Raw genomic sequence first — 17475 nt, forward strand, 5'->3', positions numbered from 1 at the left:
ATGTCACGCCGCGACCCCAATCATAAACACATGCCGCGTCCCTCCGGCTTGCCGAATTTCACTCCCCGCGCGGACCGAAAAACCTTGCAACTGTGCGCCCAAGTGAAGGACGCCTTGCACTGGGTTCTCGGATCCGTTTCGGAGCGAAAAGACGACGTTCTGCTGCTTTGCAGCGTCGAGGCCGTCGAACCGCTGCCGGGGGGCAACCGGATGCTGGTGAAAATCGCCGTTCCGCCCGAAGTGGCCTTGAGCAAAGTGACCGACCAGCTTGCCGAATCGGCCTCGGCCCTTCGCATGGAGGTTGGTCAGGCGATCACCCGCCGCCGGGTGCCTGAATTGCTGTTCCTGCCGGTCCATCCCGGCTGATTTTGATGATGATGCCGGATGTTCGGGATACAACGGTTGCGAGGTGTCCCGAACATCCGGTTTCTTTTTCATGGCTTCCACGTCAGCCACAAATCGTTCCCGTCTGGCGACACTGGCCGCCCTTATTGCCGCATCGGCTTCCACCCTTGGCAGTTTGTATCTGAGTCTTGGCCTCGGGTTGATTGCCTGTCCGCTTTGCTTTTATCAACGATGTTTTGCGATGGCCGTGCTGGCGATGCTTGCCGTCGGTTATTGCTCCCCCGCCAGATCATTCGGCCAATTGAACATTCTCGCGTTGGGGCCAACGGTGGCCGGTGGCGTGGTCGCGGCCGTGCATACCTATTTTGACGCTATTGGTCAGCAAATCTGCCCGGATGGGTTGTTCGGGATTGGCAAAACCGCTCAACAGTCGTTGGCGTCTTACATCTTGATTGGCATCCCTCTGGCGATTGGGGTGGAACTGGATCGCCGGGCGGGATGCACGACCCGTTTCGCTGTTCTGCTCGCGGTAGTCTTGGGTGGAACATTGGCGTTCGCGTGTGTGATTGCCTCGCCGCAGCCGCCGTTTCTGGCCGAACATCATCCTCTGATGTGCTACCGGCCGATTCCGGCCGCCGAGTGAAATTCTGATTCCCTTCAGCCGTGCGCTATGCTTCGCGGGGCGGTTCGCTTATCATTTTCGTTGCCTTCCCCAGGGATCTCACCACATGCGTAGCCTCTTCACGCTGGCCCTCGGTTGCCTGCTTTTTTCCCCGGCCATTGCCCCGGCGAAGATCACCAAACCGGTGACGCTCGAACAGGTCGTCAAGGAGCAGCCATTGATCCTCACCGTCAAGGTGGGTGAATGGCTGCCGGACAAACCCGGCATGGTCTTGGTTCCCGTCGAAGTCCTCAAAGGAAAATTTGCCTTCGAGCGAATTCCCGTCGCCTTGGCCGGAGACAAGGAGGCGAACGACGAAAAGCAAGTTCCCAAGCTCCTCGAACGACTCGACAAAGATGTGACGCTATTGATCTTCGCCACACAACGCGGCAAAGTCTTTGACGCCATCGGCTATGTGAACGGCACCTGGCTCCACTTCGCCGGGAATGTTGAACAACAAGATGGCAAAGATGTGACCCGCTGGCGGTTCACCCATGCCGAAACCTATTTCACCCGCACCTTCAAGGGAACGACGGAAGAGCTTCTGAAGGCGGTGCAGGAGGGATTGAAAGGCAACAAACTCCCGGCGTATGACGAAACCGCCGAGCCGGGTTTCGGGCCGCCGCTGAAGAAGAAGCAATCTTCGGCAAAGTCGGGTTACACGCCGTTGGGAGTGATTCAACTCCCGTTCATCGGATTGATCGTCGCCCTCGCGGCCCTCTTCCCCACGGTATTTGGCGGGTTGGCCTTGATGATGAAACGGTGGGTGGCGGCTCTTTCTGTGGGAAGTTTTGTCACCATCCTCACGGCTCTTTACCTGTATTTCCCCCATTGGATTCGCTGGAGCGGCCTCACGACATTTTCGCGAGTCTGGTTCGCGTGTGCCGGGATGGCCGGGATCGGGGCGATGTGGTCGATCCGACGCTATCGACTGGCGACGAAAGAGAACCGGACCGAAGAGTTCCAACCCCGATATCTGGACCGCGTCGGCCTTGCGGCCGTGCTTGGATTGATCGCCGTGATGGTGTTGTCGGCGGTGGCTTTCAAATGGTCGCTGCGGGAATCGCCGTTTCTGGAATCGATCCTGCTGGCCGTGCCGGCAACCGCCTGCTTGGGGACGATTTTGCTGGCGTGGTTCCGCAAGGAGACAACGCCGGTGGCCGTCTCCACGGAAACCATCGGGTTGTGGGCGGGGGGCTTTGCTTGTGCGATGGCCGGGATGTTTTTCCTCTCGACATCCGGTTATCAGGTGCCGACCAATTACGGCAAGGCGGAGGTGAAGTTGCAGGAAGAAGCTCTGTGGGTGTTTCAACCGGCCGAAGGGGGCGAGGTGGTTTCTTCTCCGTTGGTGGTGGGGGACCGCGTTTACGTAGCGGTTCACCATCGGCAGGGATTCACCCAGTACGGCCGGATTTATGCTCTCGAACGCGACACCGGAAAACAGATTTGGGAGTTCGACGACGAAGGGGCCATGAAGCCGATTTTCTGTTCCCCCACCAGTGACGGCGACGCCCTGTTCATCGGCGAAGGATATCACACGGATCGCGATTCCAAGCTTTATTGCATCGACTTGGAAACCGGCAAAAAGCGTTGGGAATTCAAAACGGACAGCCACACTGAATCAACACCGGCGACAGACGGCAAACGCGTCGTCTTCGGTGCCGGTGATGATGGCGTCTATTGTCTGGACGCGAAGACTGGCGAAAAGCTTTGGCAATTCACCGGCGAAAATGGCTTGCATGTGGACGCCAACGTGCTGCTTGCCGGCGACCGGGTATACGCCGGGAGCGGGACGAGTCAGCGACGCAACACGAACCGCATCTTCTGCCTTGATGTGAAGACCGGCAACGAAATCTGGGGCGAGAATATCGAGTATTCTTGTTGGGGTTCTCCGAACATCGGCGCCAGAAATGTTTTCTTCGCCACCGGCAACGGGACGCTTTCGGTTGATCGCGATCCCAAAGTGGGCGTGGTCTTGTGCCGGGATGCGGCCACCGGGGCGGCCGTCTGGCAGCGGGCGTTGCCGAACAGTCTGGTGTGTCAGCCGGCCTTGGATCGTTACCAAGTGTATGTCGGCAGCCGGGACGGGAAACTCTATGCGCTGGACCGCCGCACGGGCGAGGAGATTTGGTCCCGCGATCTCGGCAGTCCGGTGCTTGCCTCGCCGGTGGTCGTCGCCGATCCGAAGACAAAAGTGGCCGAGGTGATCTATGCCCAAAATCATGAGGGCTTGTTGATGGCGGTTTCCCCGCTGAACGGCCAGCCGTTTTGGTCGCTCGATTTTCGCAGCCTGACGCAACAACCCTACGCGGACACCGTGACCATTCCCGCCGTGCTTCGCGAAGAAAACGACGGAAAACGCTCTCGCCGCTTGTTTGTCGGCTTGGGGTATGGCCTCAGCGCCTCGGCCTCTCCGACCGCCCGTTTGTATTGCCTCCGCGACACATCTGAGTGATCTCTCTCCCATGCAAGACGTGATTTTCTTCGCGGATATCTCCCCGGCCGACGCGGAGAATGTCGGCGGCAAAGGCTTCAGCCTCGGTCGAACCTCGCAGTCCGGTTTGCCGGTGCCGCCGGGGTTTTGTGTCACCGCCGATGCCTATCGGCAAAACGGCCAGACCCATCAACGGATCAACGATGATTTATGGATGAAAATCGCCGCGGCCTATCGCCGTCTTGGTGAAGGTGTCGTGGCGGTGCGCTCCAGCGCCACGGCCGAGGACGGGGCTGAGGCCAGTTTCGCCGGGCAGCAAGAAACCATTCTCGGCGTCGATGGCGAATCAGCCTTGCGGGGTGCCATCGAAAAATGTTGGGCATCTTTGCATACGGAACGGGCGAAGGCTTATCGCATTCGGCAGGGTGTCGATGAGGCAACATTGGCGATGGCCGTCGTCGTTCAGCGGTTGGTCGATGCCGAGGTGGCCGGGGTGATGTTCACGGTTGATCCGTGGGATGCGACCGGAAAGCATCTTCGCATCGAAGCCTCGTGGGGCTTGGGCGAGGCCGTGGTTTCCGGCCGGGTGACGCCGGATCGATTCCAAGTGAACCGGGAAACCGGGGCCATTGCCGAGCAAGCCGCCGGGATCAAACAAGTGCGGATCGACCGGCACGGGGAGAGCCACGTCTCGGCCGAATTAAGTCGGGCGATTTGTCTCAATGAATCGCAGGTCCGCGATCTCGCGGATCTCGCCCGCCGGGTGGAGGCGTTTTACGGCGAACCTCGGGACATCGAATGGGCCATCACTGGCGGAGCTTGCTGGCTATTACAAGCTAGGCCAATTACGACGGTTTCGGCCGTTGAACGTGAGAAGGCCAGGGTTGAAACGATTGCCCGTCTGAAAAAATTGGTCGAGCCACGCGGGACGGTGTGGAGCCACACCAATCTCAAGGAAATTCTGAAAACGCCAACGCCGATGACGTGGTCGATCGTCGGTGGATTTCTGCTCTCCGGGGGCGGCGGCACCGGGAAGATGTTCCGGGATGTCGGCTACCAACCCGACCCGGCGTTGGAATCGACCTCCGCGTATGATCTCATCGGCGGCCGGCCGTATCTGAATCTGGCGAGAGAACCCCGGTTGCAATATGCCAAGCCGGTTTTCAAATATCCCTTGGAGAAATACAAGGAATTCCCGCATCACGCCTTGAATCCCCAACCGGACACGACACGGATGCACGGGGGACTCGGCAAATGGCTCCGTATCTTCGGCATGTTAAAAATTGCCGCCAAAGTTGCTTCGGGAAGCAAGACTTTCGCGGAAGAACTGCGGTCCAAGATCATCCCCGCCTATCAGGCATACCTTGCGCCAATAGCCGCCGAAGAGATTGGCGATTGCGAATCGAAACACTTGCTCGCCTCGTTGCGGGAGTTAATCACCCGCACACTTGTTGACTTCGCGGCCGAGAGTTTGAAGCCCACGCTGTACACCGATTATTCGTGGAAGTTTCTCGAACAACAATTCATCAAATCCTTCGGCTCAGAACGCTCGGTCGAGATGATGAACCGTCTCAGCCAGGGAGTGAAGCCGGACCCGGAGGCCGATTTTCCATCGGCCATGCGAGAGGTTTCGCAAGGGAAACGAAGCCGGGAGGATTTCCTGAAACAGTTCGGCCATCGCGGGGCGAACGAGATGGAACTCTCGGCCGCTCGCTGGAGCGAAGACCCGGATTCTCTGAATCAACTTCTCTCCGGGCCGGGGACGCATGTCCCGGAAGTCAAACCCGAGGAAGTGTGGAGGGAAATCGCCGCCGAGGCGAAGTGGAACAGTTATCTGGCGAAGACCCTCGCCCATCACGCGGAACAAGTGCGGACGTACATCGGCCTTCGCGAAACGGGCAAGCATTATCTGATGCTCGGGTACTTTGAGATTCGTCGCCGCCTGATGGAACTTGACCGCCGATTCAATCTTCGCGGGGGTATTTTCTTCCTGACGCTCGACGAACTGACTGATTTGGTGAATGGCGCGGACATGATCGCCCTCATCGCTGAACGCAAGCGAATCCGGCAGGTAGAACTGACACTGGACCTGCCGGCCGTGATCTTTGGCGATGATCTGGAAGCCATCGGTCGGCCACTGCCGATAGTGGAAGGGGCTTTCCAACTGACCGGGCTGGCGTTGTCGTCCGGCGTTGTCGAAGGTCCGGCCTTGGCGCTGACGGAACCGCTCACTACGCCGCCGGAACCGGGCTATATCCTCGTTTGCCCCTCGACGGACCCGGCATGGGTGCCGTTGTTTGTCTCGGCCGCCGGGTTGGTGATGGAGTCTGGCGGGACACTTTCGCACGGGGCCATTGTCGCCCGCGAGTTTGGCTTGCCCGCCGTCGCCGGCATCCCGGATTTGATGCGGCGAATCCAAACCGGCCAGCAAATCCGCGTGGACGGCGGCCGGGGCGTTGTAACGGTGCTGTAAACACTTTCCAACATCAGACAGACAAGACTCGTCCTCTCGGGTAGAGTGTGCCCATCGGGCTTCCACCTCTTCCTTTGAGAGAACAATCATGTTCAAGAAAGTTGCCGTCGGGTTGTTCCTGTCGGCCCTCGTCACGGCGGGCGTCTTCACCCTGCGGGGCGACCGCACCCATGCCCAAACGCTCACCCGTGCCGTCCAGCCTCCGGGGGAGGATGCCCCCGTTGTCAACGGACAACTGAAACAAGCACAAAAATTACCCATCACACAAGTAGTGCTGTTCAATAGTGGTGTTGGATATTTCAGCCGGTCGGGCGAGGTCGAAGGAGATGCCCGCGTTGATCTCCAGTTTTCGGCGGCCGACATCAACGACCTCATCAAGTCACTGGTCATCAAGGATGCCAAAGGGAAATCGGTTCCCCTGCGATACGACAGCCAGGAACCGATTGAGAAGACGCTGAAGAGTTTCGCGGTTGATCTGAGCAGCAATCCCTCGTTCGGCCAAATCCTGAATCAAATGCGGGGGCAGAAGGTTGAAATCACCCTGCAAACAAACGCCCCGAACCTGAGTGGATTGCCGGGCAATCTCACGGGCGTGATTATTGGCATGGAGACCGCCCATCGGGCGTTGACGGCGGCATCTCCGACAGCAACCGAGATGGAGTTGCTGAATCTCTCGTGCGTGGAGGGAATGCGGAGCGTTCCCCTGTCGGCCGTGCAGCGGATTCGGTTCTTGAATCCGAGCGTGGAAAACGAATTCAAGCGGGCGCTGGAAGTCGTCGCCATCGGACATGACAGCCTGAAAAAAACGGTGCATCTTGGCTTCCAAGGCGAAGGCAAGCGGGAAGTGAAGGTTGGCTACGTCGTTGAAAACCCGATCTGGAAAACCAGCTACCGGATGGTGAAAAGCGACGATGGCAAGTGGCGGCTTCAGGCGTGGGCCAATGTCGAGAACACGAGTGACGACGACTGGAACGATGTGAAACTCACGCTCGTTTCCAGCCGGCCGATTTCCTTCCAGATGGATTTGTACCCGCCGTTGTACATTCCCCGGCCGACCGTGGAACCGGCGTTGTTCGCCTCGCTGCGACCGCCGACGTATTCCGGGCCGGTTACAAACATGGCCATCAACGCCCCGAATTTCGGTTTCCAAGGTGGCGTCGGTTTTGGCGGCGGCGGGGTTCCCCCCGGTTTTCAGAACTTCGCGGCCAACACCGCCAATCTCAACAATCCGATGGGGCAAAACCCCGGTTTGCAACAACAATTGGCCATTCCGATGAACGGCGGCTTGGGCCAGTTCGGCCAAGTGGGCGGACAATTTGGCGGCCAGTTCGGCAATGGGATCAACTCGTTCAACAACATGAACCGTTATCAGAACGAGAAAGGGTTGTTTGTTGACAACAACAACACGAAGTTGTCCTTCGAGCAACTCCAGGCCCGGCGCAACGCGAACAATGATCCGAAACAAAGCGGCAAGGTGCAGGCCCAGCAACTCGGCAGCGCGCTCACGAACGTGGACCCGGAGTTCATGGAGCGGATGAAGGCGGCCGACGAACTCGGGCAACCGGCCCGGTATTCCATTGACCAGAAGGTGTCTCTGCCGCGTCAGCAATCGGTCATGCTGCCGATACTTGACGAAGAAATCGACGCCACCAAGGTGAGCATTTACAACGAGCGGGTTCACGCCACCCGTCCGTTGCATGGGTTGAAGATGAAGAACAAGACGAAGCAAGCATTGATGAGCGGGCCGGTGACGGTGTATGAGGGAGATCAACCTTACAGTGGCGACGCCCGGATTCTGGACCTGCAACCGGGGGAAGAGCGTTACCTGAGTTACGCCCTCGACACCGGCGTGGAGATCACTTCGTACAACCGCATCACCCCTGGCCCGGAAATGACGGTGAAGATGGAGGGGGGCCGGCTTGAGGTGAAGTACAAGCAACGGCACACCAAAACCTACATCATCGTGAACCGTTCTCCGGAATCGCGCAAAGTGATCTTGGAACAACCGATTCGCACTGGTTGGAGACTTGTCAGCCCGGAGAAACCGGAGGAAACGACCACGGAACTGTATCGCTTCGCCGTGGATGTGTTGCCGGGCAAAACGGTCGAGTACAAAGTCAGTGAAGAACTTCCCCGCGTCGATCCGTTCTCTGTCGCCAAGCAGGCTGACTGGACCGGATTTGCCACGTCGCTTGGACTGGACGTGTGGACGGATGTGAAGCGGATGCCGGAAAACGGGATGACGCTGCAAATCATCAACAATCAACTTCATGTCACCCACAAGGACCGCCGTTCGACGACCTACTTCTTTCGCAACAATGTGGATGAAGACCGGACAATCACGCTGGAACACAACGTCCCCGCCGACCGGCATTTGATCGGGGATCAAAAGCCCGTCGAGACGGGGGCCAATCGTTATCAATTCAAACTGGAACTGAAGAAGGGGGCGACGCTCTCGTCGGCCGTGCTCGAAGAGTTCCGCAATGCGAAGCCGGAAATCTTCCAGATGCAGAACATTGGCCGATATGCCACCGCTCCGAACGTGGATCAGGTCGTGCCGCCGGAACGGTTCGTGACGGAACTTGGGTTCGATGTGTGGATGGCCCCGCGTGCGGAACCGCAAACGACCACCAACGCCCGGTTCGTCAAGAGCATGTTGTTCACGGATGTCCGGGAAACGGAGTCGTTCGTTTACCACATCAGCAATCGCACCGGCGATCCGCAGAGCTTTGTGCTGGATCACCAAGTGCGTCCGCGATGGGAAGTTGTTGGAGATGCCAAGCCCGTCGAGGGGTTGCAACGGTGCGTGCAGTATGCCGTGAGGGCGCTTCCGAACGTGGTCACGAAACACGTCGTCAGCGAACAACGGACTGTTCCCAAACAAGAAAAGATGACGGACATCACGAATGACCGCATGAAGGAAATTCTGGCGGCCCCAAGCGTGAAGGCCGAGGTGAAGGAAAATCTGAAAAAGGTCCGGGCGATGGTGATTGCCAGCCAGCAGACGGAAGAGGAAATCAAATCCCTCTTCGCCGGCACCAAGAGTGTGACCGAGGAACAGGCCCGCCTCCGCACCAACTTGGAAAAGCTGCCGCCGACCAGCGAGTTGTATAAGCGGTACATCACGAAACTGGACGAATCGGAAACCGCCTTGGAAAAGGTTCAGAAGCAGGCGACTGACAAAGCGGTGGCGAAAGCCAAATTGGAACGCGAGCTTCAAGACTTGCTGGAGAAGTTGTCTGCGGAGTGAAAGATCACCAGATTGACATGCCGTGAACCGAACCGCAGCCCCATTGGGCTGCGGTTTTTTTGTTCCGATGTTGCCGGGTCTCGGGAATTCGCCGTTGGCGCCGACTCCGCGTGTGCCGATTCTGCGAGTCGGGCACGGGGGGCAGTCCGGCTTTTCGCGGGGAATTATCGGACGTTTCTTCCGTCCCAAGCCGTCGGGGGCAAAGATCAAGTGCCGGACAAGGGGACGGAGTCCAAAGGCGGCTCTGCGGTCCGGGCGAACTCGATCAGGAATCGACCGATGATGAGATTATTCCTGGCCGGCCTCCTTGCGATGGCCGGTCTGGCGGTTCTCCCGGAAAGGGGAATGGCCCAGAGCAACCATCCGTATACCGAGCATGGTTACGGTTGGTTCGGGGCCAAGGTGTTCCGCAGCATGGCTTGGATTCACTCGGATGGCCCGCTGTATAACTACGGGCCGTATATTCCGGGACCGGGCTACACGAACATGCACATCCCGCAACCGTATTTCGGGTCTTACGTCCCCGCGAATTACGGCTTGTACAACAGTTGGCCAAACTTCGGCAATCCGGCTCCCGCCCCTGCCATGCAAACGGCCCAACCGCCGGTCGCTCCGACAGCGACTGTTCCGGCTCCGGCCCAGCCGATGACGATTCCTCCGTCGGCCCAACCGCCGGTGCTGACTCCGCCGGTTCCGCAAGCTCCGCAATCATCACGGTTCCGCTTGTTTGATCGCTCTCGGATCGTCCCGGCGAACTATTCCTCCGTTTACCCCACATGGTTGACTGACCGCTAATTGGTTGCGGTTCACTCAAATACTGATCCCGAAAGGATGCGAGGTTTCCCATGAAGAAATTGGTATTGGCGATGTTGCTCGCGGCGGCGGGCTTCGTTTCGTCGGCTTCGGCCCAAACCCCCGGTTGCACGAATTGCGGCGATCAGGGCGGCGGCTATCCCGCCAGCTACGGCGGCCCCGCTTATGGTCAGAGCCATTTCAGCAATTACAGCGCTCCCTGGATGACGCACCCGCACTTCGGCAATCCGAAGTTCAGCCGGGGCAATCAAGTGAGCCGGATGCCCACGCTGCCGGTTTACATGGCCGCCCCGTGGTATCTCTACTGGCCCTACGACGGTCACTTCCAGACGGTGGCCCCGATGGCCGCCATGTCCCAATGGATGCCCCCGCCGCAATCGGCCTACGGGACCAACCCCGCATTGCCGACCTATCCGGGGTATGTGCCTTACGTCCCGAACCAGAACTTCCCGGGCGTCCCCGGCGCGGGAACAGCCCCGGCGACCCCGATCCCGTCGAACATCCCGGCTCCGGCCGTGAACCCGGTTCCGGCGAAGCCGCTGCCCGCCGGCACTGTTGATAAATTGCCGCCCAAGTAATTGAATTTGCTTGTGAAAACACTGTGATTCCCATGTTTGGGAATCACAGTGGTAATTTTTTCAAAATGGTGTTTGACAGGCGGCTTGGGATCGGGTAATTTCACACTCATTCATACGGCCTCTTCTCTGTTCCGGCCCCGTCATGTTCAGGAGCAATCCAATACATGATGGGGTTTTTTCATTCCCCTACTTTCACTTCCCGGCCTTCCGCGACAGACTTGGTGATCGCATCCAACACCCGCAAGGTTTTCACGGCCTCATCCGGCGAGGGAACCGGCTCTCGTTGTTCCCAAACGGCATGGGCGAAGTCGTCCAGCATGTGAACCATGTGGTCTTCGCCTTCGATCAAATGCGGTTTTGCCGATTCTCCGTTCAATTCGACTTCATAGGAAGCATGGGATTTCGGCGCCCACAGATTTGGAATGCGAACGACCCCTTTGGTTCCGGTGATCTCTAGCCAGGCCCGATAAGGAAGAGTGAATCCGCAATCGAAACTAGCCATCCGGCCATCGGCGAACGTCAGTTGGGCACTTAATTCCACGTCCACCCCGTTGACCAGTTTCGCGCGGGCGAACGCCAGCGTCGGCTCGCAGCCGAAGGCCCAGCGGATGCCGTAAACCGGGTAGCAGCCCACATCCAGCAAGCTGCCGCCCCCGAGGCCGGGTTGCAGGCGGATATTGTTCAAATCCAGCGATTCCATCTGGAAGGTGAAAGCACTGGTCACTCGTTGGACATCGCCGATGGTTCCCTCGTCCAATATCTTGCGAATGGCATGGGTGCGGGGATGGTGGGGCCACATGAAGCCATCCATGAGCCGGACATTCTTGGAGCGGCAATAGGCCACCAGTTCAGCGGCCTCTTTGGCATCCGGGCACAGAGGCTTTTCGCAGAGAATATGTTTGCCGGCGTCGGCGGCTTTCCGTGTCCATTCGCCGTGCATGGAGTTAGGCAGCGGAATATAAACGGCATCCACATTCGGGTCGGCCAGCAGGGCTTCGTAACTGCCGTGCGCCGTCTCAATCCCGAAATCCGTCGCGGCCGCCTGGGCCTTTTCCAGTGAGCGCGAGGCAATGGCTTGAAGTTTCACTGTCTGGGAGGCATGAAACGCGGGCTTGAGGCGGTTGTTGATCTTGGCCACGCCCAAAATGCCCCACCGCAACCGGCGATTTGCCGTACTCATCGCAAGACTCCGTTGGAATTGGGAGAGAGGAACCCATGAGCGAACCCGTCCACCGCATCCGGCTCCGCGAGCCGTGGCAAACCGAGGAACGTCCGGGGGAAATCCTGTTATATCGTCGCTTCGGAAAACCGACCCGCCTCGAACCCGGCCAGACCGTTTGGATTGTGTTTCCTGGCACTGCGACCATGCGGAGAGTGACTTTCAACGGCCAGGAAATGGCCGAAACGCAATGCCGTTGGGAAGTGACAGATTTAATTGCGGAACGCAATCAAATCGACGTGGTATTAAACAAAGAAGACGATCAAACACTGATCGTCAACGGCGTGGTTTTGGAAATTGTGGGATGAAGGCGAATCAACCGTCCAGCGATTTCTCGACGGCCGCGATGGTCTCATTCAAGTGGCCAAGGCTCGGATTCGTTTCCACAGCTTGGCGGAAACAACGCACGGCTGATCGTGGCTTGCGGAGCTTCAGATAACATTGACCGAGACCGGCCATCGCCCCGAAGTGATAGGGGTTGAGTTGCAGAACCCGTTCGCAATCAGCCGCCGACCGGCCATACTCGCCACGCCGGAAGAACAGGATCGCCCGTTGGTTGTGAACCTCGGCAAACGTCGGGGCTTCCCGCAGCAAGTCGTCGAGGCCCGCCAGCACTTCCAGAAAATCCGGCAGATGAATCACCCGGCAGAGTTCTTGATTTTGTTCGTCCGTGCCGCCGCGAAACCAGAGTTGCCAGAGGGCGTCCGTCGCCATCTTGGAGACCTGCGCGTCTTCGTCCCGCAGGGCGCGAGCCAGACCGCAGTTGGAATTCATCGTTCCGATCAATCCAAGAGCCAGCACGCTGGCTCGCCGGGCTTCGGCGCTCGGATGGTTCAGAAGACGTTGAAGAGTTCCCTCCGTGTACTCCCTTTCGACGTTACGGCGAAAGACCCGCAGGCGGTCGTGCATGCGAGCCGCCCAAAGGTCGGGATCGTCGGGCGGGAGCAATTGAGGGAGTTCGCGGTAATGCGAGACAAGCCGGGCCACAAACACGGGGTGGTTCCTCGGTCACGGTTCTGCCTTCAGGGGGTTTGAACAGTGTATCAGGGAAACCACCCGCATTCCACGGCACTCATCACGGTTTTTCAAACTACGTCCGGGCCTTAAAACCGACTTGTTTTGGCCCATCCATTATGTCATTTCATCGGGGTCGCCACCGGGACGACACCCACACCGGTGAGGCCGGAACCACCCGGCCGGGTCTTCTTCCATTCGGCCACTTCTGTCTTCAAAACCTCGGCCGCCTTCGCCAGTTGAGCGTCGTAGCCTTTGGCCACATCCTCGGGCAGGGCTTCCACGGCGATGTCCGGCGGGACGCCTTCCTTTTCCATGTTGATGCCTTTCACGGTAAACACCCCTGTGCGGGGAAGCCGGAATTGCGAACCGTCGATAAGCCGGGTGGAGGTTGTCCCGATCACCAATCCGCCGGTTGATTGACCGATCACCTTGCCGTAGCCCAACGACCGATAAGCGCTCGGGAAAATCTCGGCATCGCTATAGGACCGGTTGTTAATCAACACGGCCGACGGCTTTGTCCATTTGCGGTCGAAGTTTCGCATGACCAAACCTTCGCCGCCATCTCGTTGCCGGAACATCGTGTGTTCCTTCGCCCCGAGATAGTTCAACACTTGGTCGTGGGTGAAACCGCCGCCGTTGTAACGCACGTCAATGATGATGGCTTCCTTGTCGAAATTGTCCGAATACAAGGACCGCACGAACTGCTCCAACCCGGTTTCGTCCATGCTCGGGATATGGATGTACCCGATTTTGCCGCCGCTGGCCTTGCTGACGGCCTCGGCGTTCTTTTCCACCCAGCGTTCGTAAAGCAACTGGCTGATGCGGTTCCGGTTCGTCGCGTGGATTTCCAGTTTGCGGGTGGTCTTCAGATCGGCGGGATTGCCGGCCACTTCCAACAGCACATTCTCGTTGACCTTGGTGTTGAGTAACTGGCTCAGATTGGTCTTGTCCGTGAGTGTGGTGCGGTCCACGGAGGTGATGATGTCCCCCGCCTTCAGGGAAATCCCCCGTTTGTCGGCCGGGCCTCGTTTGATGACTTCGGCGATCTTCATCCCCGGCCCGCGATACGCTTCGTCGAACAACAACCCAAGCTCGGCCGTTTCTTCGTCGGGGCTACGCAAGAAACCGGAGATGCCGAGGTGCGAGGCGTTCAATTCGCCAAGCATCAGGCTAATCAACGAATACAGGTCCTCCTTCATCCCCACATGCGGAACCAAGGCCCGGTATTTCTCGCGGACATCCGACCAGTTCACCCCGTGATGCTTCGAGTCATAAAAGCTGTCCGAAAGCAACCGCCAGCTTTGGTCGAAGATTTCCAGATACTCCTCGTCCCGCCGGATCGTCAATTTGGCCGTGAAGTTCACCGTGTTCGGCGAAGTGGAGACGCTTGGCATCACATTGCGAATCGACCCGGCGTTGTCGAGGAAGTAAACCGTGCCCCCCTTGGTCCAGCGAATCTGGTGCGGGGCGGTGTTGCCGGTCGTAATGCGGTTCAACGATCCGCCGTCTGTGTTGGCCACCCAGAGGTCGTCTCCGTTGCTCGTGCCCCGGAAGGCCACTTGCTTGCCGTTTTTGGAAATCACCCCTTCGCTGGCGGAAATATTCCCCGGCCGGTCGGCCCGCAGATGCAGGTCTTCCCAGTCGATGTCCGTGGTCGTGGAAGAACTGGACGAGCCGGAATTGCTCGGTTTTTGCAGAGAGAGAACGTAAAGCCCCATCGACTTCTGACGTTGGCTCATGAACGAAATCTTGTTCCCCGCCCAGTTCACATCCGCATTGAAGGTGGCATACCGGGTGACATTTACGGGCGGTTTGTCGCCATTCAGAGGCATGATGTACAACTCGCTCGCGAAGGAACCGTCCGACCGGGAATAGACCATCCATTTGCCATCCGGGGACCAGTCGTAATCAAACACTTGCGTTTGATCGACCAGCACCTTGGTGTCCGTCCCGTCGCTTTTCATCGTGAACAGCTTCCCGTTCTGAAGGAACGCAATCCGCGATCCGTCCGGCGAGAAACTGGCTCCGATCTTCGCCACCGGCGTCGTGGTCAGCGTCTTGACTTTTGTGCGGATCGCCTTGGTGAGATCCGAAGTGTCCGGGTCGTCCGATTCCAGCAAATACAGTTCTTCGTAACCGTTACGATCCGAGGTGAAGATCAGCTTTTTGTTGTCCGGGGACCAAGACAGGCCGTGTTCGACACCGGGGGTTTCCGTCAACCGATTTGCTTTTCCCCCCTTGGATGGCATCGCAAACACCTCGCCGTGGACGACGAAGGCGATGTTGTTCTCATCGGGCGAAAGGGCATATTCGCTCACGTCGCGCGAATAAGTCGTCACCTTGTCGGCGTTGGCTTTTTCGTCAGCATGAACTTCGATGGCGATTTTCCGTGAAGAACCATCTTTGACGGAGACAATCCACAAATCGCCGCCGCATTCGTAAACGATCCATTCACCGTTGCCGCTGATTTTGGCCCGGCGAACGCCATCGTCGATGTGTTTGGTGAGTTGCTTCGCGACGCCGACCGGCGTTGGCGGGTTGGTCGCGGTGTTGACATCGACTTGCAGAATGTTGGCCGGGTTGCCGAGAACTTCCGAAACGTAAAAGAGTTTCTTGCCATCGGCGGACCACATTGGCGAGGTGTCCTGGCCGTTGAACACGGTGAGTTGTTTCACAGTGTTGCCATCCGGTGTGGAAAGCCAGATATCATCGTTCGAGGAACCGCGATAGCTTTTGCGATACCAGATGCCGGGGCCGCGAACAAAAGCGGCCGCTGTGCCGCCGGGCGAGTAGGCGACATCCTTTGCCTCGTGGAAGGGGAGTTTCACCTCTTGGCCCCCGTCGAGGGGAACCGAATACAGTTCCGGCACAGACGGATACCCCGACCCCCGGCCGGAGTTGAACAGAATCGATTTGCCATCCGGCGACCAACCGACGACCATGTCATTCGCCGAGTCGAAGGTTAATCGCCGGGGTTTGCCGCCGTAAGCGTGCGTCACAAAAACATCGTATTGCCCGTGCCGGTTGGAGGAGAACGCGATCCATCGGCCATCGGGACTGAAGCACGGGAAGATTTCGTGGGCCTCGTGCATCGTGATCGGCCGGGCGACGCCCCCGATCGCCTCCACGGTCCAGATGTCCCCGAGGTAACTGAAGGTCACCATTTTGCCCGAGGGAGAGATATCCGGCGTGCGGGCGAAACGGATGGGCTCTTGGGCAATCAGCGGCAGGCCCCCGACGGCCAGCAGCAACAATGCGATTCGATTCACGGAGTCATCCTCGCGGAAGGCCGGGGGGCGGTTGTCCGGCCGTTAGGTGTGAGTTCAATGAAGAAGCTACCTACAAATTACCGGCAAACTCGTCAGGATGCAAAAAGGAAGCGTATTCTTCCCATCCCGCCCAACTGTTCGACGATCCACTCGTGACGATTAAACCGCCTCTGCGGGTGATCGGGAGGTCAAAAGTCCTCTCAACCGTCTCATACAGGCTGGTTCGACAATCTTGGGAAAATGAGGGAGAGATGAGACTTGGAGATTTCCCCCGTGACAAGAAGGCAAGGAACGGTGTAAATAAAGAGATGTACATTTGAGGGCATCTCATGCGCGCCAAACATCTCGCCTTTCTCTTTCTCGCCACCATCATGCTGATGCCCGCGTTTACCAATGCCCAGTTCCCCGGCGGCGGCGGACCGGGTGGCGGTTTCGATCCCAGCAAAATGGACCCGGACTTCCTGTTCACCATCTTGGGCAAAGGCCAGGATTCCGTCAATCGTGACCAACTTGATGAACGCGGTCAGCGGATGTTTGATCGATTTGCTCCGATGATGGGAATCACCGGGACAACGATCACCCGTGAACAATTCCGCGGGGGGATGGCCAAGGTTCAGGAAATGGCCAAGAACGGCCAGCTTCCCCAGATGAATTTTGGCGGCGGCGGTCGTGGGCCCGGTGGTCCGGGGGGTGATCGTGGTGGCCCCGGTGGTCCGGGGGGCGACAACGGCCAAAACATGATTGATCGCATCGCGGAAGAAGGCTTCAAGAAATACGACAAAAACCAAGACGGCTTGATTCAAATCGACGAATTGCCCGAAGACCATGCCCTTCGCAATGAACGGGAAAAGTACGACACGAATTCGGACGGCTTTTACGACTTGGCCGAATTCAAGGTGTACGTCGCCGCTCGTTTTGGCGGAGGACGGGACGGCGGACAACAATCGGGAACACCGGGCGGCGCGCGACCTGCCCAACAAGATGACGACCCGGATCGTCGGCCGACCATCGTGCGGGCGAGCAACTTGCCGAAGGATTTGCCTTCATGGTTTGCCGAACTGGATCGCAACGGCGACCGGGACGGGCAAGTCGGGCTGTACGAATGGAAAGAAAGCGGCCGGAAAATCGCCGACTATCTGGCGATGGATTTGAACGGCGATGGCTTCCTGACGGTGGACGAATATTACCGCTGGAAGAAGAAATCGGATGAAGAAGCCCGCAAACGGGGTGAATCGGCCGGCGATCAGTTCGTTCGTGGCGGTGATCGTGGTGGTCCGGGAGGCAGCGGTCGCGGCGGCCCCGGTGGATTCCCCGGCATGGGCATGGGAATGGGCGCCAATGCCGATGGTGGCAGCGGTCCCGGCGGGATGATGATGCGTGGTCCCGGCGGCGGTGGCCCCGGCGGGATGATGCGTG

At 58.4% G+C, this 17475-nt stretch carries 12 protein-coding genes; 9 read left to right on the forward strand and 3 right to left on the reverse strand.

Annotated elements, in window-relative coordinates:
- Positions 1-30: 30 nt before the first annotated feature.
- The 7 genes from BGIM_RS53800 (at position 31) to BGIM_RS0133890 (ending at position 10554) form a co-directional block, all read left to right on the forward strand.
- Positions 31-366 carry a ribosome-binding factor A gene (locus tag BGIM_RS53800; protein ID WP_157369627.1) on the forward strand — a complete coding sequence of 112 codons (336 nt, stop codon included), beginning with the start codon at positions 31-33 and terminating at the stop codon, positions 364-366.
- A 70-nt stretch (positions 367-436) separates the two neighbouring features.
- The gene (locus BGIM_RS58740; RefSeq protein WP_052640110.1) at positions 437-988 is read left to right on the forward strand and encodes a disulfide bond formation protein B; all 552 of its coding nucleotides are present in this window, start codon (positions 437-439) and stop codon (positions 986-988) included.
- A gap of 85 nt (positions 989-1073) precedes the next feature.
- The gene (locus BGIM_RS0133870; RefSeq protein WP_020474102.1) at positions 1074-3461 is read left to right on the forward strand and encodes an outer membrane protein assembly factor BamB family protein; all 2388 of its coding nucleotides are present in this window, start codon (positions 1074-1076) and stop codon (positions 3459-3461) included.
- Between the two features lie 10 nt (positions 3462-3471).
- Positions 3472-5913: a PEP/pyruvate-binding domain-containing protein gene (locus BGIM_RS63725; RefSeq protein WP_020474103.1), complete on the forward strand. Its 2442-nt coding sequence runs from the start codon at positions 3472-3474 to the stop codon at positions 5911-5913.
- Between the two features lie 88 nt (positions 5914-6001).
- The gene (locus tag BGIM_RS58745) at positions 6002-9163 is read left to right on the forward strand and encodes a DUF4139 domain-containing protein (protein WP_020474104.1); all 3162 of its coding nucleotides are present in this window, start codon (positions 6002-6004) and stop codon (positions 9161-9163) included.
- 279 nt (positions 9164-9442) lie between these two features.
- On the forward strand, positions 9443-9958 hold the full coding sequence (locus tag BGIM_RS0133885; protein WP_157369629.1) for a hypothetical protein: 516 nt from the start codon (positions 9443-9445) through the stop codon (positions 9956-9958).
- 50 nt (positions 9959-10008) lie between these two features.
- Positions 10009-10554 carry a hypothetical protein gene (locus tag BGIM_RS0133890; RefSeq protein ID WP_020474106.1) on the forward strand — a complete coding sequence of 182 codons (546 nt, stop codon included), beginning with the start codon at positions 10009-10011 and terminating at the stop codon, positions 10552-10554.
- A gap of 178 nt (positions 10555-10732) precedes the next feature.
- Here the strand turns inward: BGIM_RS0133890 and BGIM_RS0133895 are convergent, their stop codons facing one another.
- Complete coding sequence (locus tag BGIM_RS0133895; RefSeq protein ID WP_020474107.1) at positions 10733-11734, reverse strand: Gfo/Idh/MocA family protein; 1002 nt, start codon at positions 11732-11734, stop codon at positions 10733-10735.
- A 35-nt stretch (positions 11735-11769) separates the two neighbouring features.
- On the opposite strand from BGIM_RS0133895, the gene BGIM_RS0133900 reads away from it, so the two are divergent.
- On the forward strand, positions 11770-12081 hold the full coding sequence (locus BGIM_RS0133900) for a hypothetical protein (protein WP_020474108.1): 312 nt from the start codon (positions 11770-11772) through the stop codon (positions 12079-12081).
- Positions 12082-12088: 7 nt separating this feature from the next.
- Here the strand turns inward: BGIM_RS0133900 and BGIM_RS0133905 are convergent, their stop codons facing one another.
- Both BGIM_RS0133905 and BGIM_RS0133910 read right to left on the reverse strand, forming a co-directional pair.
- On the reverse strand, positions 12089-12766 hold the full coding sequence (locus BGIM_RS0133905; protein WP_020474109.1) for a tetratricopeptide repeat protein: 678 nt from the start codon (positions 12764-12766) through the stop codon (positions 12089-12091).
- A 143-nt stretch (positions 12767-12909) separates the two neighbouring features.
- Positions 12910-16059 carry a S41 family peptidase gene (locus BGIM_RS0133910; protein ID WP_020474110.1) on the reverse strand — a complete coding sequence of 1050 codons (3150 nt, stop codon included), beginning with the start codon at positions 16057-16059 and terminating at the stop codon, positions 12910-12912.
- Positions 16060-16388: 329 nt separating this feature from the next.
- On the opposite strand from BGIM_RS0133910, the gene BGIM_RS58750 reads away from it, so the two are divergent.
- The coding region (locus BGIM_RS58750) for an EF-hand domain-containing protein (RefSeq protein WP_052640112.1) at positions 16389-17475 on the forward strand (1087 nt) is incomplete at its 3' end.

The organism is Zavarzinella formosa DSM 19928, assembly GCF_000255705.1.
Taxonomy (GTDB): Bacteria; Planctomycetota; Planctomycetia; order Gemmatales; family Gemmataceae; genus Zavarzinella; species Zavarzinella formosa.

Excerpts from the sequence above, each read along its gene's own strand:
- BGIM_RS53800 (WP_157369627.1), top strand. The coding sequence starts at position 31 with ATGCCGCGTCCCTCCGGCTTGCCGAATTTCACTCCCCGCGCGGACCGA.
- BGIM_RS58740 (WP_052640110.1), top strand. The coding sequence starts at position 437 with ATGGCTTCCACGTCAGCCACAAATCGTTCCCGTCTGGCGACACTGGCC.
- BGIM_RS0133870 (WP_020474102.1), top strand. The coding sequence starts at position 1,074 with ATGCGTAGCCTCTTCACGCTGGCCCTCGGTTGCCTGCTTTTTTCCCCG.
- BGIM_RS63725 (WP_020474103.1), top strand. The coding sequence starts at position 3,472 with ATGCAAGACGTGATTTTCTTCGCGGATATCTCCCCGGCCGACGCGGAG.
- BGIM_RS58745 (WP_020474104.1), top strand. The coding sequence starts at position 6,002 with ATGTTCAAGAAAGTTGCCGTCGGGTTGTTCCTGTCGGCCCTCGTCACG.
- BGIM_RS0133885 (WP_157369629.1), top strand. The coding sequence starts at position 9,443 with ATGATGAGATTATTCCTGGCCGGCCTCCTTGCGATGGCCGGTCTGGCG.
- BGIM_RS0133890 (WP_020474106.1), top strand. The coding sequence starts at position 10,009 with ATGAAGAAATTGGTATTGGCGATGTTGCTCGCGGCGGCGGGCTTCGTT.
- BGIM_RS0133895 (WP_020474107.1), bottom strand. The coding sequence starts at position 11,734 with ATGAGTACGGCAAATCGCCGGTTGCGGTGGGGCATTTTGGGCGTGGCC.
- BGIM_RS0133900 (WP_020474108.1), top strand. The coding sequence starts at position 11,770 with ATGAGCGAACCCGTCCACCGCATCCGGCTCCGCGAGCCGTGGCAAACC.